Raw genomic sequence first — 23728 nt, 5'->3', positions numbered from 1 at the left:
TGCCCCGACCGGGCTTCAGCCGCGGACCTCGGCGTCGGCCGCGGCGAGGCGGCGGACCGCCTCGGCCATGACGTCCGGGGGGAAGGTGAACGGCAGCCGCAGGTGGTCGTCCCACGCGCCGGTCGGGTCGGTCTCGCGGCCCGGGGTGACCTCGACCCCGTGGCGGAGCGCGACCCGGGCGAGCACGGAGGCGTCGTACTCGGGCAGCCGGACCCACAGGGCCGTGCCGCCCGCGGGCTCGCGCCACTGCCAGTCGGGCAGGTGCTCGGCCATCAGGGCGGCGGCATGGGCGAGGCGCCCGCGGGCGTCGGCGGTGCGGTCGGCCGCGAACGCGGGCAGGTCGGGCAGCAGGCGGGCGGCGACCGCCTGCTCGAGGAGCGGGGTGCCCATGTCGGCGTTGGCCTTGAGCAGGCCGAGGCGTTCGACGTCCGCGGCGCTGGCCCGGACCCAGCCGACCCGCAGGCCGGCCCAGAGCGCCTTCGACAGCGAGCCCACGGTGAGGACGCGGCCGGCGTCGGGCGTGAACGCCGCCAGCGGCGGCGGGCGGGAGGACGGGGCGGTGAGCGCGGTCGAGTAGGCGAGGTCCTCGACGACCGGGACGCCGCGCTGTGCGGCCAGCTCGGCGACCTCACGCCGCCGGGTCGCCGACATGAGCGTGCCGGTCGGGTTGTGGAAGGTCGGCATGACGAAGAGCGCGGAGACCTGCTCCGCGTCGAGGACCTCGCGCAGCCGGTCGGTGCGCAGGCCGTCGTCGTCGAGGGGTACGCCGACCATGCGGGCCCCGACTGCGCTGAAGGTGTCGAAGCAGCCCGGCCAGCTCGGTGACTCGACCGCGACGGTGGCGCCGCGGTCGAGCAGCAGCTGGGCGGCGAGGGAGATCGCCTGCTGGGTGCCGGTGGTGATCAGCACCTGGTCGGGGGACGTCGGCAGTTCGTGGCGGGTGTGGTGGTCGGCGACCGCGCGCCGGAGCGCAGGGAGCCCGCGGGGCGCGTAGCCGGGCTGGTCGAGCAGCACCGGCAGGTCCTCGTCGAGCACCGCGGACAGCGCAGTCGCGATCCGCGGGTCACCCGCCTCGAGCGCGTGCCGCATCGAGATGACGTCGCCCTCCGGGGCGTCGAAGCGGCGGACGGTGCCGGTCGCCAGGCCCCGCCGCAGCCGTCGGGTGACGGCGGCCGGTGTGCGTTCGGTGGGCGGGGCGACCCGGGTGCCGCTCCCCTGCCGGCTCTCGACCACACCACGACCCCGCAACTCGTCGTACGCCGCGACCACCGTGGCGCGGCTGACGTGCAGGGAGCGGGCGAGGTCGCGCTCGGACGGCAGCCGGTCTCCGGCAACCAGGTCCCCCGCCTCGACGGCTGCTGCCAGCGCCGTGGCGAGCTGGCGGTAGAGCGCACCGGGCGTCGTCATCCAGTCGCCGAGCAGGCGGGCGAGCTGGTCGGGGTCCCGAAAACGGTCCACTTGCGCCTCCATTGGCCCGGGCGCGCCGGGCGCTCGTCACCAACGCTAGGGGAAACGCCGGACACACGGACGGAGCACCCCGATGAGCATGGTCCTCGAACCCACCCAGCTGGTCGCCTTCGCTGCTGCGTCGGTGGTCCTGGTCGGCATGCCGGGCCCGAACATCGTCTACATCACCACCCTCAGCCTGGCGCACGGCACGCGGGCCGGGGTGGTGTCGGTGCTCGGCGTCGAGAGCGGCACGGCGGTGTGGGCCTTCGCCACCGCGCTCGGGCTCTCGGCGCTCATCGCCGCCAGCCCGGTGACGTTCGCCGTGCTGCGCTACCTCGGCGCGGCCTACCTGGTCCACCTCGCCGTCCGCGAGCTGCGCCGCCGCCAGGACGGCGCCCCGGGACGGCTGGACCAACCCCCGGCGTCACTGCGCCGGGTGTACGCCGACGGGCTGCTGATGAACCTGCTCAACCCGAAGGTCGCGCTGTTCTTCCTGGCCTTCCTCCCGCAGTTCCTCTCCCCCGGCGCGACCGGTGCGCGAGCGCAGGCCGAGGTGCTGGTGCTCGGGCTGGTGACCGTCCTGGTGGCACTCGCGATCGACCTCGGGTACGCCGTCGGGGCCGGTGCGCTGGGCAGGCGGCTGCGCACCCGACGCGCTGCGCGGGGTGGCGGGAGCACGCCGCGGCACCCGCGGCTGCGGCGGCTGCCGGTCGCCGGGGTCTACCTGGCGATCGCGGCGGCCGCCGTCAGCACAGGGTCCACGGCGTGACGGGTGCTCGGTCGGCCCGGTCGGCTCAGTCGGCTCAGTCGTCCGGGTCGTAGCCGAGGTTCGGCGAGAGCCACTTCTCGGCCTCGGTGACGCTCCAGCCCTTGCGGGCGGCGTAGTCCTCGACCTGGTCGCGACCGAGCCGACCGACGACGAAGTACTGCGCCTCCGGGTGGCTGTAGTAGATGCCGGACACGGAGGCGCCGGGCCACATCGCCATCGACTCGGTGAGCTCGATGCCGGTGCTGGCCTGGACGTCGAGGAGCTCCCAGATGGTGCGCTTCTCCGTGTGGTCCGGGCACGCGGGGTAACCCGGGGCGGGCCGGATGCCGGTGTACTTCTCGGCGATCAGGTCCTCGTTGGTCAGCTGCTCCTCCGGCACGTGCGCCCAGAACTCGGTGCGCACCCGCTGGTGGAGCCGCTCCGCGAACGCCTCCGCGAGCCGGTCGGCGAGCGCCTCGAGGAGGATCGCCGAGTAGTCGTCGAGGTCCTCCTTGAACGCCATGATCCGCTCGGTCGTGCCCAGGCCAGCGGTCACCGCGAACGCCCCGACCCAGTCCCCACCGCCGGCGAGGTCGGCGCCGACCGGAGCGACGAAGTCGGCGAGCGAGCGGTTCGGGATGCCGGCGCGGTGCTGGCCCTGCTGGCGGAGCTGGTGCAGCGTGCTGCGGACGGTGGTGCGGGTGTCGTCCTCGTAGACCAGCACGTCCTCGCCCGTGCTCGCGGCGGGAAAGAGGCCGTAGACGCCGTTGGCGGTCAGCCACTTCTCCTCGACCAGCCGGTCGAGCATGGCCTGCGCGTCCTCGTACAGCTTGCGGGCGGCCTCGCCGAGCGTGGGGCTGTTGAGGATGTCGGGGAACTTGCCCTTCATCTCCCACGCGTTGAAGAACGGCTGCCAGTCGATGAAGTCGCGCAGCTCGGTGAGGTCGTAGTCGGCGAGGACGTGGACGCCCGGCGTGCGCGGCTGCGGCGGGGCGTAGCCGGTCCAGTCGATCGGGGTGGCGTTGGCCTTCGCGTCCTGGAAGGACAGCTGCGGCCGCTCGGACTTCTGGGAGTGACGGGCGCGCAGCGAGTCGTAGTCGGCCTTCGTGGTCTCCAGCAGAGCCGGGCGCTGGCGGTCGTCGAGCAGCGCGGCCGCGGTCGGGACCGAGCGGGAGGCGTCCTTGACCCACACCACGGGGCCGGAGTACTTCGGGTCGACCTTGACCGCCGTGTGGGCGCGCGAGGTCGTCGCGCCGCCGATGAGCAGCGGGATGTCGAGGCCGAGGCGCTCCATCTCGGTGGCGAAGCCGACCATCTCGTCGAGGCTGGGCGTGATCAGGCCGGAGAGGCCGATGATGTCGGCGCCGACCTCGCGGGCGGTGTCGAGGATCTTCTGCGCCGGGACCATCACGCCGAGGTCGACGACCTCGTAGTTGTTGCACGACAGCACGACGCCGACGATGTTCTTGCCGATGTCGTGGACGTCGCCCTTCACCGTGGCGAGGACGATGGTGCCGTTGGTGTCCTTGGCGTTGGCCAGCTCGGGGTTGGCTGCCTTCTCCTGCTCGATGAACGGGATGAGGTAGGCGACGGCCTTCTTCATCACCCGGGCCGACTTCACGACCTGGGGAAGGAACATCTTGCCGGCGCCGAACAGGTCGCCGACGACGTTCATGCCGTCCATCAGCGGACCCTCGATGACCTCGATGGGACGCCCGCCGCGGGCGGCGATCTCCTGGCGCAGCTCCTCGGTGTCGCCCTCGACGAAGCCGTCGATGCCCTTCACCAGGGCGTGGGTGATCCGCTCCCCGACCGGCAGCGAGCGCCACTCTTCCTCGGCGGCCTCGACCTTCTCGCCGTTGCCGCGGTGGGCCTCGGCGAGCTCGAGCAGCCGCTCGGTCGCGGCGAGCGAGTCGTCGGTGCGGTTGAGGACGACGTCCTCGATCGCGTCACGCAGTTCAGGGTCGATGGTGTCGTACGGCACCAGCGCGCCCGCGTTGACGATGCCCATGTCGAGGCCCGCCTCGATGGCGTGGAACAGGAACACCGCGTGGATCGCCTCGCGGACCGGGTTGTTGCCGCGGAAGCTGAACGAGACGTTCGAGATGCCGCCGGACACCTTGGCCCCGGGCAGGTTCTGCTTGATCCAGCGGGTCGCCTCGATGAAGTCGACGCCGTAGCTGGCGTGCTCCTCGATGCCGGTCGCGACCGCGAACACGTTCGGGTCGAAGATGATGTCCTCGGGCGGGAAGTCGACCTCGTCGACGAGGATCCGGTAGGCGCGCTCGCAGATCTGCTTGCGGCGCTCGAGGTTGTCGGCCTGGCCGTCCTCGTCGAAGGCCATGACGACCGCGGCGGCGCCGTACTTCCTGCACAGGCGAGCCTGCTCGCGGAACGTGTCCTCGCCCTCCTTCATGGAGATCGAGTTGACGATCGGCTTGCCCTGGACGCAGCGCAGGCCGGCCTCGATGACCTCCCACTTGGAGGAGTCGATCATCACCGGGACGCGGCTGATGTCGGGCTCGCTGGCGACCAGCTTGAGGAAGCGGTCCATCGCGGCGACGCCGTCGATCATGCCCTCGTCCATGTTGACGTCGATGACCTGCGCGCCGGCCTCGACCTGCTGCGCGGCGACGGAGAGTGCGGTGTCGTAGTCGCCGTCCTTGATCAGGTTGCGGAAGCGGGCCGAGCCGGTGATGTTGGTCCGCTCGCCGACGTTGACGAAGAGGCTGTCCTCGGTGATCGTGAACGGCTCGAGGCCGGAGAGCCGCATGGCCGGCTCGAGGGTGACGGGGCGGCGGACCGAGCGGCCCTCCATCCGCTTGGCGATCTCGGCGATGTGGTCCGGCGTCGTGCCGCAGCAGCCGCCGACGATGTTGAGGAAGCCGGCCTCGGCGAACTCCTCGAGCACGGCCGCGGTGTCGGACGGCGCCTCGTCGTACTCACCGAAGGCGTTGGGGAGGCCGGCGTTCGGGTACGCCGACACGAAGGAGTCGGCCAGGCGGGAGAGCTCGGCGACGTAGGGCCGCATCTCCTTCGCGCCGAGCGCGCAGTTGAGGCCGACGGCGAGCGGCCGCGCGTGGCGGACCGAGTCCCAGAACGCCTCGGTGACCTGGCCGGACAGGGTGCGGCCGGAGGCGTCGGTGATGGTGCCGGAGATGACCACGGGCCAGCGGCGGCCGGTCTCCTCGAACAGGGTCTCGACCGCGAAGATCGCCGCCTTGGCGTTGAGCGTGTCGAAGATGGTCTCGATGAACAGCAGGTCGGAGCCGCCGTCGACCAGGCCGCGCGCGGCCTCGAGGTAGGCGTCGACGAGCTGCTCGTAGGACACGTTCCGGGCGCCCGGGTCGTTGACGTCGGGGCTGATGGAGGCGGTGCGGGTGGTGGGGCCGAGCGCGCCGGCGACGTACCGCGTGCGCCCGGTCTCCTCGGCGACCTCGTCGGCGATCCGGCGGGCCAGGCGGGCGGACTCGAGGTTGAACTCGTAGGCGAGCGCCTGCATGCCGTAGTCGGCGAGCGAGACGGCGTTGGAGTTGAACGTGTTGGTCTCGATGATGTCGGCACCGGCGTCGAGGTACTCGCGGTGGATGCTGCCGATGATCTGCGGCTGGGTCAGCGAGAGCAGGTCGTTGTTGCCGACCAGGTCGGAGGGCCACTCCTCGCGGCTCGCGAAGCGCTCACCGCGGTAGCCGGCCTCGTCGGGACGGTCGCGCTGGATGGCGGTGCCCATCGCGCCGTCGAGGATCACGATCCGCTCGCGCAGCAGGGTCGTGAGCTCGTCGGTGGCGTCCGGCTGCCACTGAGCGTCCTGTGACCTGTCCTGAGCCATGCCCCATCCTTCCAGTGAGTGGAAGGCGCCCTTGGTGATCCGGCCGAGCGTGGCGGGCGCCACCTGATCGGGCTCCCGTTGCAACGCCTCTCGGCTGGTGCCCATGCTACTCGGGATCGCCGACTAGGCTCGAGGAGTGATGGAGATCGAGACGGTCACCGGTCTGGTCCGGCCTGTGGTCATCGCAGCGTTCGAGGGTTGGAACGACGCCGCCGAGTCGGCCACCGCCGTGGTCGACCACCTGATGAAGGCGTGGAACGCGCGGGTCGTCGCCGCGATCGACCCCGAGGACTACTACGACTTCCAGGTCAACCGGCCCACGGTCGGCATCGACGAGAACGGCTTCCGCAAGCTCACCTGGCCCAGCACCCACGTCGCCGTCGCCTCTCCCCCGAACCTCGACCGCGACGTCATCCTGATCCGCGGCATCGAGCCCAACATGCGCTGGCGGCAGTTCACCGCCGAGCTGCTCGCGACGATCGACGACCTCGGCGGCGAGCTGCTGGTCACCCTCGGGGCCCTGCTCTCCGACAGCCCGCACACCCGCCCGATCCCGGTGTCCGGCGCCTCGACCGAGCCGGACCTGCTCGACAAGCTCGACCTCGAGCAGTCGACCTACGAGGGACCGACCGGCATCGTCGGCGTCCTGCAGGACGCCTGCACCAAGGTCGACCTGCCCGCCGTGTCGTACTGGGCCGCCGTCCCGCACTACGTCGCCCAGCCGCCCTGCCCGAAGGCCACCCTGGCCCTGCTCACCCGCCTCGACGACCTCTTCGACATCCCGCTCCCCCTCGGCGACCTGCCCGAGGAGGCCAGGGCCTGGGAGCGCGGCGTCGACGAGCTGGCCGAGGAGGACGAGGACATCGCCGACTACGTCCGGTCGCTGGAGGAGTCGCGGGACACCGCCGACCTCCCCGAGGCGTCCGGGGAGGCCATCGCCCGGGAGTTCGAGCGGTACCTCAAGCGGCGGGGCGAGGAGCGGTAGGGCTCAGCTGGCCGGTGGGTGTGGGTGGGCTGGCCGGTCGTTGGCTGGCGCTGGCTTGGATCGGTCGAATGGGCAGGAACTGCAGCTCCAGGGCTCGTATTGCTGTGGTTTGGGACCAAACCGCAATGCCCTGACCCGCCGGAGCGGCGGTCGAGGCCGGGCGCGGAGTACGCCGGACCTGGATCGATCGATTGGTCAGAAACTGCAGCTCCGGGGCCTGAATTGCTGCGGTTTGGGACCAAACGGCAGCGCCCCGGGCTGCCAGTCCGCGTCAGAGGCTGAGACCGAGCGCGGCGTCGAGGACGGGCAGCAGGGTGATGGCGGCGTCCGGGTCGCTGGTGTCGGCGAGGCCGTCGGTGCCGAGGGTGGCGCGGACCCAGGCGTCGACCGCGGCGGTGGCGCGGGGGGCGTCGAGGTCGTCGGCCAGGGCGGCGAGGATCTCCTCGACCACCGGGCCGGCGGGGGCGCCGGCGCCGAGGGCGAGGGCGCGGCGCCAGTCGGCGAGGTCGTCGACCGCGGTCCAGAGCTGGTCGTCGGTCCACTCCCAGTCGGCGCGGTAGTGGTGGCGCAGCAGGGTGAGGCGGATCGCCATCGGGTCGATGTCGCTGTTGCGCAGGGCGGATACGAAGACGAGGTTGCCGAGCGACTTCGACATCTTCTCGCCGTCGTAGGCCACCATCCCGGCGTGCGAGTAGACCTTGGCGAACGGCTCACCGGTGGCGACCTGCACGTGGCCGGCGCACATCTCGTGGTGCGGGAAGACGAGGTCGCTGCCGCCGCCCTGGACGTCGAAGCGGCCGCCGAGCTCCTTCAGCGCGATCGCGGCGCACTCGATGTGCCAGCCGGGGCGGCCGGGGCCCCACGGGCTGTCCCACGACGGCTCGCCCTCGCGCTCGCCGCGCCAGACGACGCAGTCGAGGGGGTCCTTCTTGCCGGCCCGGTCCGGGTCGCCGCCGCGCTCGCCGAAGAACCGCAGCATGGTGTCGCGGTCGTAGCCGGACTCCTCGCCGAAGGCGGGGTCGGCGCTGACCGAGAAGTAGAGGTCGTCCTCGACGCGGTAGATCGCGCCCGCGGCCTCGAGGCGCTGCACCAGCTCGATCACCAGCGGGATCGACTCGACCGCGCCGACGTACGCCGCCGGCGGGAGCACCCGCAGGGCCTCCATGTCCTTGCGGAAGAGCTCGGTCTCCCGCTCGGCGAGCTCGACCCAGTCGACGCCGACCTTGGTCGCGCGCTCGAGCAGCGGGTCGTCGACGTCGGTCACGTTCTGCACGAAGCGGACGTCGTGGCCGGCCGCGCGCCAGGCGCGGTTGAGCAGGTCGAAGGCGATGTAGGTGTTCGCGTGGCCGATGTGGGTGGCGTCGTACGGCGTGATGCCGCAGACGTACAGGCGCGCGACGCCGTCGTCCGGGGTCGTCTCGACGGTCCCGCCCGTCGCGGTGTCGTGGAGGACGACGGGAGGGCCGGCGACCGGCAGTGCCGGGAGGCCCGGGGCGTTCCATGCGCGCATGCGGCTGATGCTAGTTGTTCAGCAGAAGCCCTCGGTCAAAAGGGTGGCCACGGGATCGCGGGCCACCCGCCGTGCGGACCGGGCAGGACGCCGGCGGCGAGCAGCCTCTCGGCCCGGCGCTCGAGCGCGGTGATCTCGTGCTCGGCCAGGTGGAAGCCGAGCTGCTCCCCCAGCTCGCCGCGCACCGCGGCGAGGACGGAGCGCACGGTGGAGACCTCCTCGTCGGTGAGCGGGGTGCCGGCCCAGCCCCACAGCACGGTGCGGAGCTTCGGCTCGTGGTGGAAGGCGATGCCGTGGTCCACGCCGTGGCGGTGCCCGTCGGGCATGGCCAGGACGTGGCCGCCCTTGCGGTCGGCGTTGTTCACGACGACGTCGAACACCGCGATCCGGCGCAGCGCGACGGTGTCCTCGTGGACGAGGGTCACCGGCTGGTCGCGGTCGTCGAGGCCCTCGAAGACCTCGAGCCACCCGTCGGGCGTCGTACCGGCCCGGACCAGGTCGACGGCGTCGCCGTCGGGGTCGACCTCGCACCACTCCTGGAGCATGCCGGGCCCGTGCGGGCCCTCGCCCCACCAGGTGCGCGGCACGATGTCCCAGCCGGTCGCCTCGGAGACGAGGTACGCCGCCACCTCGCGGTCGGCCAGCGTGCCGCCGGGGAAGTCCCACAGAGGCCGCTCCCCCGCGACCGGCTTGTAGACGACCTCGCGGCCGTCGAGCTCGGCGAGGAAGGTCGCGTTGGAGGCCGGCATGATCCGGCCCCGCAGGCTCAGCCCGGGCATCTCAGGACCGGGCATGACAGGAACGGCATCTCAGGGCTGGCGGCGCTTGAACCCGTTGGCGCGGACGCAGAGGTGCCCGTCCGGGTCGATCGGCTGGCCGCAGAACGGGCAGGACGGTCGACCGGCGCCGACAACGGCCTCGGCGCGCTTCACGAACGCCCGCGCCTGGCCGGGCTCGAGCCGGACCAGGAGCATCTCCGACGGCTCGTCGCCGTCGGTGAGCTCGGCGGGCTCCTCCCCCACGGGGAACACCTCGATCACGACGCGCTCGTCGGCCGGGTCCCACGACAGGGTCATCGTCCCGGCCCGGAACTCCTCCTCGATGGGCTGTGCCAGCGGCGCGTCGTCCGTGAGCGCGAAGGGGGCGACGGCGGGGATCACGCCCTGCGCCGTACCGTCCGCGATCACCTCGTCGAGGAGCTCGTCCACCCGCTCCGAGAGCGCCGCGACCTGCTGCTTCTCGAGCGCGACCGACACGACGCGGTTGCCCTCGGTGGCCTGCAGGAAGAAGGTCCGGCTCCCGGGCTCGCCGACGGTGCCGGCGACGAAGCGCTCCGGCGGGTCGAATCCGTGGACGATCGGCATGCCGCCACCCTAGGGCGTCGTCGCAACCGTCGTCAGCGAGGTCCGGCGCCGCCGCCGACGACCGCCCCGCCCTCGGCTGGCTTCGCCCGCAGCCACGACAGGTCACCGTCGTGGGTGTTGGTCGCCAGGACGTACGGCCGGTCCGGCGCGAAGCGGATCACCGACACCGACGCGGGGTCGACGTGGATGCGCTGGAAGAGGTCGAGGTGCAGGCCCAGGGCGTCGGCCAGCAGCGCCTTGATGATGTCGCCGTGGCTCACCGCGACCCACACGGCCTCGGCACCGTGCTCGGCGGTGACAGCGGCGTCGATGCGTCGTACCGCCGACACCGCACGGTGCTGCATCACGACCATCGACTCCCCGCCGGGGAAGGTGACGGCGGACGGCTGCTGCTGCACCGTGCGCCACAGCGGGTCGTTGAGCAGCTCCTTGATGGGCTGGCCCTGCCAGTCGCCGTAGTCGCACTCGGCGAGCGCCTTCTCGGAGCGGGCCCGCACCGCGGGGTGGCCCGCGCCGCGCTGCGCGTCGGCGACCGCCTTCGCGGTCTGCTTGCAGCGCTCCTGGGGGCTGGTGACCAGGCGCGCGATCGGCACGGCGGCGATCCTTGCCCCCGCCCGCGCTGCCTGCTCGACGCCGGTGTCGTCGAGCACGACCCCGGGCGTGCGTCCGGCGAGCACGCCGGAGGCGTTGGCGGTGGTGCGCCCGTGGCGCACCAGCAGGAGCGTGGCCATGGCGGCGAGCCTAGAGCAGCCCCGGTCGAGCGGGACTAGCGTGGGCGACGTGATCGTCGACAGCGCCGTCTACCGCCACGGCGTCCGGCTGCCGGTGGACTGCCACCGGCAGGACTACCGCGCGCTGCGCGAGGCCGCCAGCGCCGAGCACGACTTCGTCTGGGTCGGCCTCTTCGAGCCCTCCCACGACGAGCTCTCCGAGATCGCCGACGCCTTCGACCTCCATCCGCTGGCGGTCGAGGACGCGGTGGTCGCCCACCAGCGCCCCAAGCTCGAGAGGTACGACGACAGCCTCTTCCTCGTGCTCAAGACGCTCTGGTACGTCGACGAGGACGACGCCGTCGAGACCGGCGAGATCAACGTCTTCATCGGCCGCGACTTCGTCATCACCGTCCGCCACGGCCGGGGGTCGGCGCTCAGCAACGCCCGCCACGACCTCGAGCAGAAGCAGACCGTCCTCGACCACGGGCCGTCCGCGGTGGTCTACGCCGTGTGTGACGCCGTCGTCGACGGCTACGCCGCCGTGGTCGCCGAGCTCCAGGTCGACGTCGACGAGGTCGAGGAGTCGGTGTTCTCCGAGGAGCGCACCAACGACGGCAACCGGATCTACGTGCTCAAGCGCGAGATCTCCGAGGTCCGCCGCGCGGTCCTCCCCCTCCGCGAGCCGATGCGCCGGTTCGCCACGGGGTCGGTCGACCTCATCGAGGCCGAGGCCGCCCCCTTCTTCCGGGACGTCAGCGACCACCTCGCCCAGGCGGCCGACGAGGTCGACACCCTCGACAGCCTGCTGTCCACCGCCTTCGACGCCCACGTCGCCCAGATCGCGGTCCAGCAGAACGACGACATGCGCAAGATCTCCGCCGGGGCAGCCCTGGTCGTCGTACCCACGCTGATCGCGGGGGTCTACGGCATGAACTTCACGCACATGCCGGAGCTGGACTGGACCTTCGGCTACCCCTTCGCGCTGCTGCTGATGGTGGTGGCGGCGGCGGGGCTGTGGGTGCTGTTCAAGCGGTCGGGGTGGTTCTGAGGGGGCCGGAGCCATTGCGGTTTGGTCCCAAACCGCAACATTTCGGCCCCTGGAGCTGCAGTTCCTGCCCAATCGGCGCCTGCTCGACCTCTCCGGTCGCGGGCCGCATCAGGCGGTCAGCACCCCGGCGGCGAGCAGGGCCAGGACACCGGCGCCGAGCAGGACGCGGTAGATGACGAACGGGGTGTAGGACTTCGTGGTGACCCAGCGCAGCAGCCAGGCGATGGCGGCGTAGCCGACGACGAAGGACACGACGGTCGCGGTGATGGTCGGGCCCCAGCCGTAGTCGGCCTGCCCGGGGACGGCCTCGCCGACGTGGCCGATCTCCTTGAGCTCGAAGAGCCCGGCGCCGACGACGGCCGGGATGGCGAGCAGGAAGGCGAAGCGGGTGGCGGCCTCGCGCTCGTACCCGAGGAAGCGGCCCATCGACAGGGTGGCGCCGGAGCGGGAGACCCCGGGGATCAGCGCCATCGCCTGCGCGCTGCCCATCAGGAGGGCGTCGCGGAGGCTCATCTGCTTGATGACCTTCTGGGTGCTGCCGATGCGGTCGGCGATGCCGAGCACGATGCCGAGGATGATCAGGGTGCAGCCGATGAGCCACAGGTTGCGGAAGTGCTCCTCGATGACGTCCTTGAGCAGGATGCCGAGGATCACGATCGGCAGGGAGCCGACGATGATGAACCAGCCCATCCGCGCGTCGAGGGCGCCGCGGTACTCCGGCTTGAACAGCGACAGCACCCACGCCCGGGCGATGCGCCAGATGTCCTTGCGGAAGTAGATCAGCACCGCGAGCTCGGTGCCGATCTGCACGACCGCGGTGAAGGCGGCACCGACGTCGCCCCAGCCGAAGAGCTCGGGGAAGATCCGCAGGTGCGCGCTGCTGGAGATCGGCAGGAACTCCGTCAGGCCCTGGAGCACGCCGAGGAACACTGCCTGCAGGTAGTCCGCCACGGGAGAGCATCCTAGGGACCTCCCGGTGACGGTCCGCGCGCCGCCCACCGGCGTGCCCGGGCCACGAGCGTGCCGGTGGCCGGATACCTTGTCCCCCATGCAGCAGCGGTACGTCGGCGCGAGCGGCCTGAGGGTGTCTCGCCTGGCCCTCGGCACCATGTCCTGGGGCACGGAGACCGACGAGCACGAGGCCCGCGACCAGCTGGCCGCGTTCGTCGAGGCCGGCGGTACGACGATCGACACCGCTGCCGGGTACACCGGTGGGCGCTCGGAGGAGCTGATCGGCTCGCTCCTGGGCGACGTCGTGGCCCGCGACGACGTGGTCCTCGCCACCAAGGCCGGCGTGTCGCGCCGGGGCGGCGAGCGGGTGACCGACACCTCCCGCGGCGGCCTGCTGAGGACGCTGGACGCGTCGCTGCGGCGGCTCGGGACCGACCACGTCGACCTGTGGCAGGTCCACGTGTGGTCCGACCAGGTGCCGCTGGAGGAGACGCTGAGCGCGCTCGACGTCGCGGTGAGCAGCGGGCGGGCGGCGTACGCGGGCATCTCGAACTACAACGCCTGGCAGACCGCCCGCGCGGCGACGCTGCAGGAGGCGGTGCCGGGGCGGACCCGGCTGGTGTCCACCCAGGTGGAGTACTCCCTGGTCAACCGGCGCATCGAGCGCGACCTGCTCCCGGCGGCCGAGGCCCTCGGGCTGGGCGTGCTGCCCTGGTCACCGCTGGGCCGCGGCGTGCTGACCGGCAAGTACCGCACCGGCACCCCCTCGGACTCGCGTGCCGCGTCGAGCACCTACGGCGCCTTCGTGGAGACCTACCTCGACGACCGCAGCCGCGGCATCGTCGAGGCGGTGGCCCGCGCGGCCGACGGCCTCGGCTGGACCCCGCTCGAGGTGGCCCTGGTGTGGGTGCGCGACGCCCCCGGCGTCACCGCGCCGGTCGTGGGCGCCCGGACGGCCGCCCAGCTCAAGGTCGCGCTCGGGAGCGAGGAGAAGGTGCTGCCGGCGGAGATCCGCAGTGCGCTGGACGACGTGTCAGGAGGTGCGGCGTGAGCGTGTCGATGCTGCGGCCGGGCGTGATGCGCGGCCTGGGCCGAGGGGTCGAGTGGGAGTTCGACCGGGTCACCTTCGACCGCGGGTGGTCCCGCAACATGGTCGCCAAGCTGCTCGTCGAGCGTGCCGAGCACGGCGGCTGGGAGCTCGACCGGGTCCAGATCGGCCCGGACGGCAAGCGCCGCGTCGTGCTGCGCCGCAAGATCATCCGCGCGGTCCGCACCGCCTGACGAAGCCGACGAGCCCGCCTCCCGGTGGGAAGGCGGGCTCGCGCGCGGACCCGGCCGAATGGCGTCAGCCGCCCGGCAGGCCCTGGCTCAGCGGATCTGCTCCAGGAACGCCGCGACGTGCGTACGCAGGTCCGCGGAGAGTCGCGAGAGCTCCAGCGACGCGCCGGTCATCTCGCTGGCGCCGGTGCTCGTGGCGACGGTCGCCTCGCCGATGGCGGTCACGTCCTCGTTGACGCCCGACACCGCACCCGCGGCCTCGGTCGTGGTCCGGCTGAGCTCGGCGGCGGCGTGCCGCTGCTCGCCGACCGCCGTGGCGATGGCCGAGACGTTGTCACCCATGCCGCGCACCGCGGAGCCGATGGTCTCGATCGCGCCGACCGCGGCGCCGGTGGCCGCCTGGATGGCGTGCACCTGCTGCTCGATCCGGCTGGTCGCGTCGGCGGTCTCCGACGCGAGCGTCTTGACCTCGGACGCCACGACGGCGAAGCCCTTGCCGGACTCCCCCGCGCGGGCCGCCTCGATGGTCGCGTTGAGCGCGAGCAGGCGGGTCTGGCTGGCGACCTGGCTGATCAGGTTGACCACCTCGCCGATCTCCTGCGAGGCGGTCGCCAGGCTCTGCACGGTGCCGCGGACCTGGTCGGCCTCGGCGACCGCGCGCTTGCCGGCCTCGTCGGACTGGCCGGCCTGCTCCTCGATCGCGCGGACCGTGCTGACCAGCTGCTCGACGGCCGCAGCGGCGACGGTGACGGCGTCCGCCGCGGTGTGGGAGTTCTCCGACACCTGGACCGCACGGGTCGCGGTGCCCTCCGCGTTCGCGGCGAGGGTGCGCGAGGACGCCTCCATCTCCGCGGCCGCGGCGGCGACCTGGTCGGAGAGGCCGAGCACGGCCTCCTCGAAGCCGTCGGCGAGCTCGAGGCGCAGGCGCTCCTGCTCGGCGAGCTGCGTGTTGGCGTCGGCCATCGCCGCGATGGCGGCGTTGATGGTCACGGCGCCGGCCTTGAACGAGCCCAGCATGCCGCGGACCAGGAAGCGGCGGTAGAACTTGCCGTCGGCGGCGTACTGCAGCGACGCCGACGACTCGCGGACGTAGGCGTCGGTGCGGTCCAGCAGCGCGTTGACCGCGGACCGGGCCGCGAGCAGCTCGGGCTCGTCGCCCATCCGCGCGACGCGCGGCTCGAGGTCTCCCTCGGCGGCCGATCGGCACACCTCGGTCACGGCGCGCAGTGCCTGCCGGTACCGGTCGAGCTCGGCACGCAGCGCGGCCTCGGTGTCGACAGCGTCGGTGTCGACAGCGTCGACGGTGGTGACGTCGGTGGTCTCGTTGCCCAGCACGGCGGTCATGCGGCGGCCCTCCCGGCGTCGGTGTCGTTGGTCAGCGCCCAGACCCACTCGTCGTACGACGCACCGGCGGCCTCGAGCTCCCGCTCGAGCGCCTGCTTGCCGGCCTCGACCGCCTCGCGGGCCGAGGCGTGGCGGGCCTCCTCGTCGAGGAGTCGGCGGTAGAGCGCCGTGACCTGGGTGATCGCCTCGGGCGAGGCGGTGCGGCGGTTGGAGTGGTAGCCGACGACCGCGCCGGCGGTGTCGAAGGTCGGCGTCACGTGCGCCAGCACCCAGTAGTGGCTGCCGTCGGCGCTGAGGTTCACCACGTAGGCGAAGATCTCCTCGCCCGACGAGATCCGCTCCCACAGCAGGCGGAAGACGCCGCGCGGCATGGAGGGGTGGCGGATCACGTTGTGGGGCTGGCCGACGAGCTCGGCCTCGTCGTAGCCGCTGATCTCGACGAACAGGTCGTTGACGTAGGTGAGCCGGCCCTGAAGGTCGGTCTTGGAGACGATGATCTGGTCGGGGTGGAAGGTCTTCTCCACGCCCGTCGGGGTGATTGTCCGCCGCGCCATCCGCGCGCTCCTCTCGGTGCTCCTCGGGTACGAGGTCACCGCTGCCATCGGCCGGGCGGCGCGGAAGGTGAGGACCCCGACCCAGCGCGGGACGAAGGTCCCCCCACCGGGGTCCGTGGGGAGGGCGCTCAGGCCTCGTCGAGGAAGCGGTCCATCACGCGGGTGCCGAACTCCAGCGCGTCCACCGGGACCCGCTCGTCGACGCCGTGGAAGAGCGCGGTGAAGTCGAGGTCCTCGGGGAGCCGCAGCGGCGCGAAGCCGTAGGTGCGCATGCCGAGCCTGGTGAAGTGCTTGGCGTCGGTGCCGGCGCTCATCAGGTAGGGCGCGACCAGTGCGTCGGGGTCCTCGGCGAGCAGGCTGCGGCTCATCGCGTCGACCAGCGCTCCGTCGTACGGCATCTCCCAGGGGGGCTGGTTGGAGACGTAGTCGATGTCGATCCCCTCCCCGACCAGCTCGGCCAGGGTCGCGAAGAACTCGTCTTCGAAGCCGGGCAGGAAGCGGCCGTCGACGTGGGCGGTCGCCTCGGTCGGGATGACGTTCACCTTGTAGCCGGCGTCGAGCATCGTCGGGTTCGTCGAGTGGCGCAGCACGGCGCCGAGCATGCGGGCGGCCTCGCCGAACTCCTCCATCAGCGCCGGCGCGTTCTCCGGGGTGGCTTCGGTCCCGGCGAGCTCGGCGACCGAGGCGAGCAGGGTCTGCATGGTCGGCGTGAGCCGGACCGGCCACTCGTGCGCGCCGATCCTGGCCACCGCGGCGGCGAGCCGGGTGACGGCGTTGTTGCGGTTGATCATGGATCCGTGGCCGGCGCGGCCGCGCGCGGTGAGCCGCATCCACGCCATGCCCCGCTCAGCCGCCTCGATCAGGTAGAGCCGGCGCCCGCGCACGGTGGTGCTGAAGCCGCCGACCTCGCCGACCGCCTCGGTGCAGCCGTCGAACCAGTCGCGGTGGTCGGTGACGAGCCGCTCCGCGCCGAGGTGGCCGCCGGCCTCCTCGTCCGCGGTGAAGCACAGCACGACGGGGCGCTCCGGCACGCGGCCGGTCCGCTGCCGCTCCCGGACGACGGCCAGCAGCATGGCGTCGAAGTCCTTCATGTCGACGGCCCCGCGGCCCCAGACGTAGCCGTCGTGCACCTCGCCGCTGAACGGGTGGACCTGCCAGTCCTCCGCCGCCGCGGGTACGACGTCGAGGTGGCCGTGCATCAGCAGGGCGTCCTGCCGCCCGCCGGCCCCGGTGCCGCCCCAGCGGGCGAGCACGTTGGCCCGTCCCGGAGCGGTCTCCACGACCTCGGCGGCGATCCCGACCTCGTCGAGCAGGCCGGCGACGTACTCGGCGGCCTTGCGCTCGCCGGGGCCCTCGTCGCTGCCGTAGTTGCTCGTGTCGATCCGGATCAGCTCGCGGCACAGGTCGACGACCTCGGTGGAGGCGGAGGTGGGTGCGGGCATGCGGCCATGGTTGCACGCCCCCGCAGGGGCAGACACCGGACCGTCGCCTCGCCTAGTCTCCTGCCGTGGCTCCCCCGACCTGGCAGCCGTACTCGCCCGACGACGACCCGAAGGACGAGCCGGAGGTCCCTGCCGTCCCGGCGTACCAGCCCCCGCCGGAGCCGAGGCCGGTGCGCTCGCTCGAGGAGCGCACCATCCGGCGGACCGGCCCCGGCGCGGCGGTCCGGCGCTTCGCGGTGCCACTCGGTGTGCTGGCGATCGTCGGCGGCACGTGGGCGACGGTGGACGGCGTGCGTTCCGAGCCCGACGAGCGCCCGCAGACGGTGGAGGGCTTCCGGGAGCTGCTCGAGGACCTCGAGGACGAGACCGGCAGCACGGAGGCCCTCCGCGCCGTGGTCTACCCCGGCTACGCCATCGTCAACGTGCCGGTCGCGGAGGGCGACGACCGCTACGACGCCTACTGGTGGGACGGCGACCTCGACGAGTGGAGCAAGGGCACGGCGCGCGACGAGGAGCCGTTCGACCTCGCCGACGTCGACCCGGCGACCTTCGACGCGATGCTGGAGGCGGCGGAGGGGCTCGTCGAGGACCCGCGCGACTGCTACCTGATCATCGAGAAGCCCGACGACGGCCAGGACGGCTGGATCCTGGCCTACGCCAACAACGAGTACAGCCAGGGCGGCTACATCACCTACGACCTCGACGGCACGGAGCTGCGCCGCACGACCTGGTGACCGGCCGCCCGTCCAGCGGCCGGTTCAGCTGCCGAAGCCGACAATGGGGAGCCGGTACGCCGCCGGGGCGTGGTCCGGCACGGCCGGGTTCTTCGGTGCCACCGGGGCGATGCGGGCGTAGCGCGAGCCGAGGGCCGGCCGCGGGTCCGCCTCACCCTTGTTCGGCCACATCGAGACCGCCCGCTCGGCCATCGCCGTGATGGTCAGCGACGGGTTCACACCGAGGTTCGCCGCGACCGCCGAGCCGTCGATGACGTGCAGGCCGTCGTACCCGTGCAGGCGGTGGTAGGGGTCGATCACGCCGTCGTCCGGCGACTCGCCGATGGGGCAGCCGCCGACGAGGTGGCCGGTCATCGGGATGTTGGCCAGGTCCGCCCAGGTGCCGCCGGGGATGCCGTCCATCTCCTCGCCGACGTTGCGCGCGGTCTCGTGCGCCTGCGGGATCCACACCGGGTTGGCCTCACCGATGCCCTGGCGGGTGGTGAGCACCTTCCCCCACGGGCGCCGCTTGAGGTACGTCGTCAGCGAGTTGTCGAGGCTCTGCATCACCAGCAGCACGATGCTCTCCTCCGACCAGTGCCTCGGGTCGTGCAGCTTGGGCAGGTCGCGGCGGTGGCGCCACATCTCGCGGAGCCCGGCGGCGGCGCGCGGGGTGCGGCCCTCGGGCTTGTCGGTCAGGATCGCCTGCATCAGGTTGAGCAGGTTGCTGCCCTTGCCGTAGCGGACCGGCTCGACGTGGGTGTGCTCGTCGACGTGGATCGACGAGGTGATCGCCACGCCCCGGGAGTAGTCGACGTCGTTGCCGCGCGCGCGGACCGAGATGATCGCCTCGGAGTTGGTCCGGGTGAGCTCACCGAGCCGCGGAGAGATCTGCGGCAGGCTGCCGCCGTCCCGCAGTCGGTGCAGGAGGCGCTGCGTGCCCAGCGACGCGGCCGAGAAGACGACCTGGTCCGCGGTGAAGACCTGCTTGCCGCGCCGCAGCTTGCCCTGCGTACGACGCGTCGTCACCGTGTAGCCGCTGCCGGGTCGCGGCTGCACGTCGGTGACCGTGGTCATCGCGTGGACGCGCGCGCCCGCCTGCTCGGCGAGGTAGAGGTAGTTCTTGACCGTCGTGTTCTTCGCCCCCACGCGGCAGCCGGTCATGCAGGCACCGCAGTCTGTGCAGGTGGTCCGCTCCGGCCCCGCTCCGCCGAAGTAGGGGTCGGGGACCTTCTCCCCCGGGCGGTCGCCGAACAGCACACCCACGTCGGTCGGGTGGAAGGTGTCGCCGACCCCCATCTTCTCGGCGACGGACTTCATCACGTGGTCCGACGGCGACATGTGCGGGTAGGCCGCCACGCCCAGCATCCGGCGCGCCTGGTCGTAGTAGGGCGCGAGCTCGTCGGCCCAGTCGGTGATGCCCGACCAGTGCTTGTCCTCGAAGAAGGCCTGCGGCGGCTGGTAGAGCGTGTTCGCGTAGACGAGCGACCCGCCGCCCACGCCGGCGCCGGAGAGCACGACGACGTCCTTGAGCAGGGTCATCCGGAGCAGGCCGTAGCAGCCGACCGCGGGGTTGAAGACGTAGTCGCGGACCTTCCAGGAGGTCGTGGGGAGCTCGTCGTCGCGGAAGCGGCGGCCGGCCTCGAGCACGCCGACGCGGTAGCCCTTCTCGGAGAGCCGCAGCGCGGTGACGCTGCCCCCGAAGCCCGAGCCGACGACGAGGACGTCGTAGTGGGTCATCGGGCTGCCACCTCCGCCACGACCTCGAAGTCGGCGGCGTCGAAGCGCCCGGTCCGCTTCTGGTACTCGGCGACCGTGCCGGGCCAGTTGGTGCTGATCCGGCCGCTCGCGTCGCGGTACCACGACTGGCAGGAGGTCCACACGCTGTGGCCCAGGCGCGACTGCACCTCCTCGTCGTACGCACGGGCGGTGTCCTCGCGCACCGCGATCGGGCCCGCCTCGGCGATCCGGGCGACCGCCTTGGTGATGAACCCGGCCTGCGCCTCGAGCATGTTGATGATCGAGCTGCCGCCGAGGTTGGTGTTGGGGCCGTAGAGGATGAAGAAGTTGGGGAACTTCGGCACCGAGATGCCCAGGTGCGCCTGCGTGCCGGCCTCGGCCCAGTAGTCGTGCAGGCGGCGCCCGCCGACCCCGGTGATCTGCATCGGGGCGAGGAACTCGGTGGCGGCGAAGCCGGTGCCGTGGATGAGCACGTCCACCTCGTGCAGCACGCCGTCGGCGGTGCGGATGCCGGTCGGCTCGACGGCGGTGATCGCGTCGGTCACGACGTCGACGTTGTCGCGGGACAGCGCGGGGTACCAGTTGTTGGAGAAGAGCAGGCGCTTGCAGCCCAGGTCGTAGTCGGGCACGAGCTTGGCGCGCAGGGCGGGGTCCTTGACCTGCAGCCGCAGGTGCACCTGCCACGCCTTGTGGAGCAGGTCCGCGAGCCGGCCGTTGTCGTCGAGCGTCTTGTTCAGCTGCTCGGTCAGGTGGAAGACGGCCGTGCGGGTGAGGCCGTGCAGCTGGGGCAGCAGGGAGAAGCGGCGCAGCGCCCACGTCGAGTAGGTGCTGTCGGGCTTCGGCACGACGTACGGCGCCGAGCGCTGGAACACCGTCAGCTCGGCGACCTGCGGGGCGATCTCCGGTACGAACTGGATGGCGGAGGCGCCGGTGCCGATGACGCCGACCTTCTTGCCGGCAAGGTCGACGTCGTGGTCCCACGTGGCCGAGTGGAAGGACGGGCCGGCAAAGGTGTCGATGCCGGGGATGTTCGGGATCGAGGGGCGCGAGAGCTGGCCGACGGCCGAGACGACGACATCGGCACGCAGCTGCTCGCCGTCGGCGAGGGTGACCGTCCACTGGCGGGACTCCTCGTCCCAGTCCGCGGTGGTGACCTCGGCACCGGTGCGGACGAGCTCGAGCAGGCCGCTCTGCTCCGCGTGCTCGCGGATGTAGCGGTGGATCTCGTCCTGGCGCGCGTAGCGGTGGCTCCAGTCGTGCTTCGGCGCGAACGACCAGGAGTAGAGCACCGACGGCACGTCGCAGGCGGCACCCGGGTAGGTGTTGTCGCGCCACACGCCGCCCACGTCGTCGGAGCGCTCGAGGATGGTGATGTCGGTGACGCCCGCCTCCCGGAGGTGGTGGGCCGCCGCGAGGCCTCCGAAACCGGCGCCGATGATGATGACCGTGGGCTGCATGCCGTGAGCGTAGGTTCCCGGAGGCACCCGCGTGGAGCGGACTTCGGACACGGAGTCCATAATTCCGGCCATGTTCGATCCGCCGGCCACCCGATCGTGGGAGTTCCCGCGCCAGGTGGCCGGGGTCGCCCTCCTCGTGGCGGCCGGCCGGGACGCCGGGGTCGCCGAGGACGTGCTCCTCCGTGGGAGCGGCCTGGCCGGGCGCGACCTGGCGGACCACCAGACCGAGGTCACCGCGCAGCAGGAGCTCCGGGTGGTCCGCAACCTCCTCACTGCCGCGCCGTCGACGACGGGCGTCAGCGTCGGCGTGCGCTACCACGCGTCGACCTTCGGCCCGCTCGGCTTCGCCCTGATCAGCAGCGCCACGCTCGGGGACGCCGCCAACCTGACCTTCCGCTTCCTCGACCTCAGCTTCACCTTCAGCGTGCCGTCGGCCAGCCTCGACGGGGACCAGGTCGTCATCGGGGTCGACGACCGCGGCCTGCCGGCCGACGTACGACGCTTCCTCGTCGAGCGTGACCTGACGGCGATCTGGACCGTGCTGCGCGAGATCGCCGGCGGCGCCCCGCGGCTCACCTCCGTGGCGCTCCCCCACGAGCCGACCGAGGTCGCGCCGTACCGCGCCGCCTTCGGGGTGCGCCCGACGTGGACGAGCAGCGGGCGGGCCGAGATGCGCCTGGACGCCGCCTGGCTCGACCACCCGCTCCCCCAGGCCAACCCGCACGCGTTCGCGATGGCGGAGTCGCTGTGCCGCGACCTGGTCGCCAACCGGCGCAGCCGCTCCGGTGTCGTCGAGGACGTGCGGATCCTCGTTGCCCAGCGACTCGCGGACGGAGCGCCGATGGGGGCCGTCGCCGCCGCCCTCGGCCTGAGCGAGCGCTCCCTGCGCCGCCACCTGACCGACGCCGGCACGTCCTACCGCGGGGTGCTCGACGAGGTCCGTCGCAGCGCCGCCGAGGAGCTGCTCGCCGACCGGAGCCTGCGCGTGGACGACGTCGCGCACCAGCTGGGGTACGCCGAGGCGACCAGCTTCGGCGCCGCCTACCGGCGCTGGACCGGACGGTCCCCGAGGGCCTAGGCCGGGTCGGTCACGTCGGCGACCCTCGCGCCGAGCGCCGACAGGAGCTCGCCCGCGTCGAGGGTGAGCGCGACTCCGTGGGCGCCGCCGCCGACGGAGATGGTGCCGGTGACCCGCTCATCGGCGACGACCGGGAGCCCGGTGGCCGAGCCCAGCGGCGTGATCGTGCCGCGGACGTAGCCGGTGACCTCCCGCGCCGCGTCCGCCGACGGCATCGACAGCCGGTTGACGCCGAGCAACGCCCGCAGCTTCGGCCACGCGATCCCGCGGTCACCCGGCACCAGGACGAACCGGTGGTCGCCGTCGCTGACCCGGACCACCATCGTCTTCACCACCTGCCGCGGCTCGACGCCGCGCACGGCGGCTGCCTCCTCCAGCGAGCGCACCGGACCGTGCCGGACCACGGTGAAGGTCAGGCCGAGCGCCTCCGCGGCGGCGATCGCCCGGACTGACTGGTCGGTGGGGTCGTCGGTCGAGTCGTCCACGGGAGCAGCCTAGGTCCGCGGTGCCAGCCGGTCCGGCGCGCGCAGGTAGCGCTCCGTCATCACCCGCTGCACGAGCCGGGTCGGGCAGCGTGCCGTAGGAGAAGCCCCTCCGGTCCGCCTCCCCCATGACCGCCACCACCCGGCAGGTAGCCCGCACCGCAGCCGGCCCGAACCCGAGGCGCATGTCGACGACCGCGCCCGCCTCGGCCGGGCCGGACGCCCTCACCCGGATGCCGACCGCCTCGTGGACGCGCCAGGAGAGCAGGTCGTCGGCCGCAGCGTCGAGGTCGGTACGGCGCAGGGTGACCGTGCGAGTGAACGGGGTGAAGCCGGCGGGTGGGTCGGTCGGGCTCGATGGGCGGGGGTAGGTCAGTGGGGCTGCCCTCAGGCGGGCCGCGGTGGTGGGGTCGAGGGGGTCGTCCACGTGGGACATGGTGCCTTGACGGGTGGTGATGTCAGTCGGCTGCGGTTGGCATGGCGGAGCGGGCGGCTCGTTCGCGAGATGGAGGATCTCGGTGGGCCGAGATCGCCGGACGCTTCGGTGGGTGAGTGGTTGCGTTCCGAAAGGGCAGCGACGAGGGAGCTGGGTGGATGGTCGGGTCCGGCGGTCGGGCTGCGGTCCGCGCACAGAGGCGGCCGAGGCCGGAGCGGACCACCTCCGACCGCCGGCCACAATTGTGCTTCTGACCTGCGGATTCATCGACGCCAGGTCTTGCCGTCGAACACGTGTTCGACTAGAATCAGGACATGACAGCACCCGCAGCGCTCACCACGGCCACCACCCTGGCCAACAGCGCTGCCGAGCTCGCCCAGACCGACTGGGACCAGCTCTCTGCCGAGGACGCGGTCGAGGTGGCTGAGGCCATCGCGGCCGCGAAGAGCCTGCTCGACGCCGCCCTGCTCCGCACCACCGAGCGGTTGGCTGAGACGTGTGCGGTCGAACGGCTCGGTTGGGCCTCGGTCAAGGACTACCTGACCCACCTCCTCGGCGGCCACAAAGGCACCGGCGGCGGACTCGTCCGTGCTGCCGAGCAGCTCCG

21 protein-coding genes and 1 pseudogene are annotated in these 23728 nt (G+C 72.4%); 8 read left to right on the top strand and 14 right to left on the bottom strand.

Annotation, left to right across the window (positions count from 1 at the left end; all coding sequences use genetic code 11):
- Positions 1 to 15: 15 nt before the first annotated feature.
- Positions 16 to 1458: an aminotransferase-like domain-containing protein gene (gene yczR / locus NOCJ54_RS24300; protein ID WP_198020136.1), complete on the bottom strand. Its 1443-nt coding sequence runs from the start codon at positions 1456 to 1458 to the stop codon at positions 16 to 18.
- 82 nt (positions 1459 to 1540) lie between these two features.
- Here yczR and NOCJ54_RS0106850 point away from each other — a divergent pair, with 82 nt between their 5' ends.
- Positions 1541 to 2218, top strand: coding sequence for a LysE family translocator (locus tag NOCJ54_RS0106850; protein ID WP_028654906.1), 678 nt, complete (start codon positions 1541 to 1543; stop codon positions 2216 to 2218).
- 34 nt (positions 2219 to 2252) lie between these two features.
- Here the strand turns inward: NOCJ54_RS0106850 and metH are convergent, their stop codons facing one another.
- Positions 2253 to 6026 (bottom strand): methionine synthase, encoded by a 3774-nt coding sequence (gene metH, locus NOCJ54_RS0106845; RefSeq protein WP_028654905.1) that lies wholly within the window; start codon positions 6024 to 6026, stop codon positions 2253 to 2255.
- Between the two features lie 139 nt (positions 6027 to 6165).
- On the opposite strand from metH, the gene NOCJ54_RS0106840 reads away from it, so the two are divergent.
- Entirely contained in the window at positions 6166 to 7011 is an 846-nt protein-coding gene (locus NOCJ54_RS0106840; protein WP_396954689.1) for a PAC2 family protein, read from the top strand.
- A gap of 271 nt (positions 7012 to 7282) precedes the next feature.
- On the opposite strand, the gene mshC is transcribed toward NOCJ54_RS0106840, so the two are convergent.
- Genes mshC through NOCJ54_RS0106820 form a run of 4 tightly spaced genes read right to left on the bottom strand, consistent with a single transcriptional unit; the run spans position 7283 to position 10616 of the window.
- A complete protein-coding gene (gene mshC, locus NOCJ54_RS0106835) occupies positions 7283 to 8521 on the bottom strand; it encodes a cysteine--1-D-myo-inosityl 2-amino-2-deoxy-alpha-D-glucopyranoside ligase (protein WP_028654903.1) in 1239 nt (412 codons plus the stop codon).
- A gap of 35 nt (positions 8522 to 8556) precedes the next feature.
- Positions 8557 to 9315, bottom strand: a complete 759-nt coding sequence (locus tag NOCJ54_RS0106830) for an SCO1664 family protein (RefSeq protein WP_028654902.1) — start codon at positions 9313 to 9315, stop codon at positions 8557 to 8559.
- A gap of 15 nt (positions 9316 to 9330) precedes the next feature.
- The gene (locus tag NOCJ54_RS0106825; RefSeq protein WP_028654901.1) at positions 9331 to 9885 is read right to left on the bottom strand and encodes a DUF3090 domain-containing protein; all 555 of its coding nucleotides are present in this window, start codon (positions 9883 to 9885) and stop codon (positions 9331 to 9333) included.
- Between the two features lie 32 nt (positions 9886 to 9917).
- Complete coding sequence (locus NOCJ54_RS0106820) at positions 9918 to 10616, bottom strand: MSMEG_4193 family putative phosphomutase (protein ID WP_028654900.1); 699 nt, start codon at positions 10614 to 10616, stop codon at positions 9918 to 9920.
- 49 nt (positions 10617 to 10665) lie between these two features.
- Between NOCJ54_RS0106820 and corA the strand changes: the two genes are divergently transcribed.
- The gene (gene corA / locus NOCJ54_RS0106815) at positions 10666 to 11646 is read left to right on the top strand and encodes a magnesium/cobalt transporter CorA (RefSeq protein ID WP_028654899.1); all 981 of its coding nucleotides are present in this window, start codon (positions 10666 to 10668) and stop codon (positions 11644 to 11646) included.
- Between the two features lie 108 nt (positions 11647 to 11754).
- Here corA and NOCJ54_RS0106810 read toward each other — a convergent pair whose 3' ends face one another.
- Positions 11755 to 12597 (bottom strand): undecaprenyl-diphosphate phosphatase, encoded by an 843-nt coding sequence (locus tag NOCJ54_RS0106810; RefSeq protein WP_028654898.1) that lies wholly within the window; start codon positions 12595 to 12597, stop codon positions 11755 to 11757.
- 97 nt (positions 12598 to 12694) lie between these two features.
- Here NOCJ54_RS0106810 and NOCJ54_RS0106805 point away from each other — a divergent pair, with 97 nt between their 5' ends.
- Complete coding sequence (locus tag NOCJ54_RS0106805; RefSeq protein ID WP_028654897.1) at positions 12695 to 13648, top strand: aldo/keto reductase; 954 nt, start codon at positions 12695 to 12697, stop codon at positions 13646 to 13648.
- Positions 13645 to 13878 carry a DUF5703 family protein gene (locus NOCJ54_RS0106800; protein ID WP_396954691.1) on the top strand — a complete coding sequence of 78 codons (234 nt, stop codon included), beginning with the start codon at positions 13645 to 13647 and terminating at the stop codon, positions 13876 to 13878. The genes NOCJ54_RS0106805 and NOCJ54_RS0106800 overlap by 4 nt, the downstream gene beginning before the upstream one ends.
- Before the next feature lie 87 nt (positions 13879 to 13965).
- Here NOCJ54_RS0106800 and NOCJ54_RS0106795 read toward each other — a convergent pair whose 3' ends face one another.
- The 3 genes from NOCJ54_RS0106795 to NOCJ54_RS0106785 all read right to left on the bottom strand — a co-directional run bounded on the left by NOCJ54_RS0106795 (position 13966) and on the right by NOCJ54_RS0106785 (position 17215).
- Positions 13966 to 15219, bottom strand: a complete 1254-nt coding sequence (locus tag NOCJ54_RS0106795) for a methyl-accepting chemotaxis protein (RefSeq protein ID WP_028654895.1) — start codon at positions 15217 to 15219, stop codon at positions 13966 to 13968.
- A complete protein-coding gene (locus NOCJ54_RS24295) occupies positions 15216 to 15773 on the bottom strand; it encodes a PAS domain-containing protein (RefSeq protein WP_036517153.1) in 558 nt (185 codons plus the stop codon). The genes NOCJ54_RS0106795 and NOCJ54_RS24295 overlap by 4 nt, the downstream gene beginning before the upstream one ends.
- A gap of 128 nt (positions 15774 to 15901) precedes the next feature.
- Positions 15902 to 17215, bottom strand: coding sequence for a M20/M25/M40 family metallo-hydrolase (locus NOCJ54_RS0106785; RefSeq protein ID WP_028654894.1), 1314 nt, complete (start codon positions 17213 to 17215; stop codon positions 15902 to 15904).
- 65 nt (positions 17216 to 17280) lie between these two features.
- Here NOCJ54_RS0106785 and NOCJ54_RS0106780 point away from each other — a divergent pair, with 65 nt between their 5' ends.
- Entirely contained in the window at positions 17281 to 17949 is a 669-nt protein-coding gene (locus tag NOCJ54_RS0106780) for a hypothetical protein (protein ID WP_028654893.1), read from the top strand.
- Between the two features lie 24 nt (positions 17950 to 17973).
- Here NOCJ54_RS0106780 and NOCJ54_RS0106775 read toward each other — a convergent pair whose 3' ends face one another.
- Together NOCJ54_RS0106775 and NOCJ54_RS0106770 are read right to left on the bottom strand one after the other, a co-directional pair.
- Complete coding sequence (locus NOCJ54_RS0106775; RefSeq protein ID WP_028654892.1) at positions 17974 to 19668, bottom strand: GMC oxidoreductase; 1695 nt, start codon at positions 19666 to 19668, stop codon at positions 17974 to 17976.
- Positions 19665 to 21125, bottom strand: a complete 1461-nt coding sequence (locus NOCJ54_RS0106770; protein ID WP_028654891.1) for a flavin-containing monooxygenase — start codon at positions 21123 to 21125, stop codon at positions 19665 to 19667. Before NOCJ54_RS0106770 ends, NOCJ54_RS0106775 begins: the two co-directional genes overlap by 4 nt.
- 70 nt (positions 21126 to 21195) lie before the next feature.
- On the opposite strand from NOCJ54_RS0106770, the gene NOCJ54_RS0106765 reads away from it, so the two are divergent.
- Positions 21196 to 22203, top strand: a complete 1008-nt coding sequence (locus tag NOCJ54_RS0106765) for an AraC family transcriptional regulator (RefSeq protein ID WP_028654890.1) — start codon at positions 21196 to 21198, stop codon at positions 22201 to 22203.
- On the opposite strand, the gene NOCJ54_RS0106760 is transcribed toward NOCJ54_RS0106765, so the two are convergent.
- Together NOCJ54_RS0106760 and NOCJ54_RS29365 are read right to left on the bottom strand one after the other, a co-directional pair.
- Positions 22200 to 22688, bottom strand: coding sequence for an aminoacyl-tRNA deacylase (locus NOCJ54_RS0106760; protein WP_028654889.1), 489 nt, complete (start codon positions 22686 to 22688; stop codon positions 22200 to 22202). The two genes, NOCJ54_RS0106765 and NOCJ54_RS0106760, sit on opposite strands and share 4 nt — an antisense overlap.
- Before the next feature lie 91 nt (positions 22689 to 22779).
- Positions 22780 to 23121, bottom strand: a pseudogene (locus NOCJ54_RS29365) (DUF1990 family protein); the annotation flags it as partial.
- Positions 23122 to 23435: 314 nt separating this feature from the next.
- Between NOCJ54_RS29365 and NOCJ54_RS24290 the strand changes: the two are divergent.
- A partial coding sequence (locus NOCJ54_RS24290; RefSeq protein WP_036517150.1) for a hypothetical protein occupies positions 23436 to 23728 on the top strand: 293 nt, incomplete at its 3' end.

The sequence above is a fragment of the Nocardioides sp. J54 genome (assembly GCF_000519005.1).
Taxonomy (GTDB): domain Bacteria; phylum Actinomycetota; class Actinomycetes; order Propionibacteriales; family Nocardioidaceae; genus Nocardioides.
Note: the sequence above shows the minus strand (reverse complement) of the source record. Positions and strands in the feature narration are given on the sequence as shown.

Bases quoted from the DNA above. Each gene is read 5' to 3' on its own strand.
- NOCJ54_RS0106850 (WP_028654906.1), top strand. From the start codon at position 1,541: ATGAGCATGGTCCTCGAACCCACCCAGCTGGTCGCCTTCGCTGCTGCG.
- metH (WP_028654905.1), bottom strand. From the start codon at position 6,026: ATGGCTCAGGACAGGTCACAGGACGCTCAGTGGCAGCCGGACGCCACC.
- NOCJ54_RS0106840 (WP_396954689.1), top strand. From the start codon at position 6,166: ATGGAGATCGAGACGGTCACCGGTCTGGTCCGGCCTGTGGTCATCGCA.
- mshC (WP_028654903.1), bottom strand. From the start codon at position 8,521: ATGCGCGCATGGAACGCCCCGGGCCTCCCGGCACTGCCGGTCGCCGGC.
- NOCJ54_RS0106830 (WP_028654902.1), bottom strand. From the start codon at position 9,315: ATGCCCGGTCCTGAGATGCCCGGGCTGAGCCTGCGGGGCCGGATCATG.
- NOCJ54_RS0106825 (WP_028654901.1), bottom strand. From the start codon at position 9,885: ATGCCGATCGTCCACGGATTCGACCCGCCGGAGCGCTTCGTCGCCGGC.
- NOCJ54_RS0106820 (WP_028654900.1), bottom strand. From the start codon at position 10,616: ATGGCCACGCTCCTGCTGGTGCGCCACGGGCGCACCACCGCCAACGCC.
- NOCJ54_RS0106805 (WP_028654897.1), top strand. From the start codon at position 12,695: ATGCAGCAGCGGTACGTCGGCGCGAGCGGCCTGAGGGTGTCTCGCCTG.
- NOCJ54_RS0106795 (WP_028654895.1), bottom strand. From the start codon at position 15,219: ATGACCGCCGTGCTGGGCAACGAGACCACCGACGTCACCACCGTCGAC.
- NOCJ54_RS24295 (WP_036517153.1), bottom strand. From the start codon at position 15,773: ATGGCGCGGCGGACAATCACCCCGACGGGCGTGGAGAAGACCTTCCAC.
- NOCJ54_RS0106785 (WP_028654894.1), bottom strand. From the start codon at position 17,215: ATGCCCGCACCCACCTCCGCCTCCACCGAGGTCGTCGACCTGTGCCGC.
- NOCJ54_RS0106775 (WP_028654892.1), bottom strand. From the start codon at position 19,668: ATGACCCACTACGACGTCCTCGTCGTCGGCTCGGGCTTCGGGGGCAGC.
- NOCJ54_RS0106770 (WP_028654891.1), bottom strand. From the start codon at position 21,125: ATGCAGCCCACGGTCATCATCATCGGCGCCGGTTTCGGAGGCCTCGCG.
- NOCJ54_RS0106765 (WP_028654890.1), top strand. From the start codon at position 21,196: ATGTTCGATCCGCCGGCCACCCGATCGTGGGAGTTCCCGCGCCAGGTG.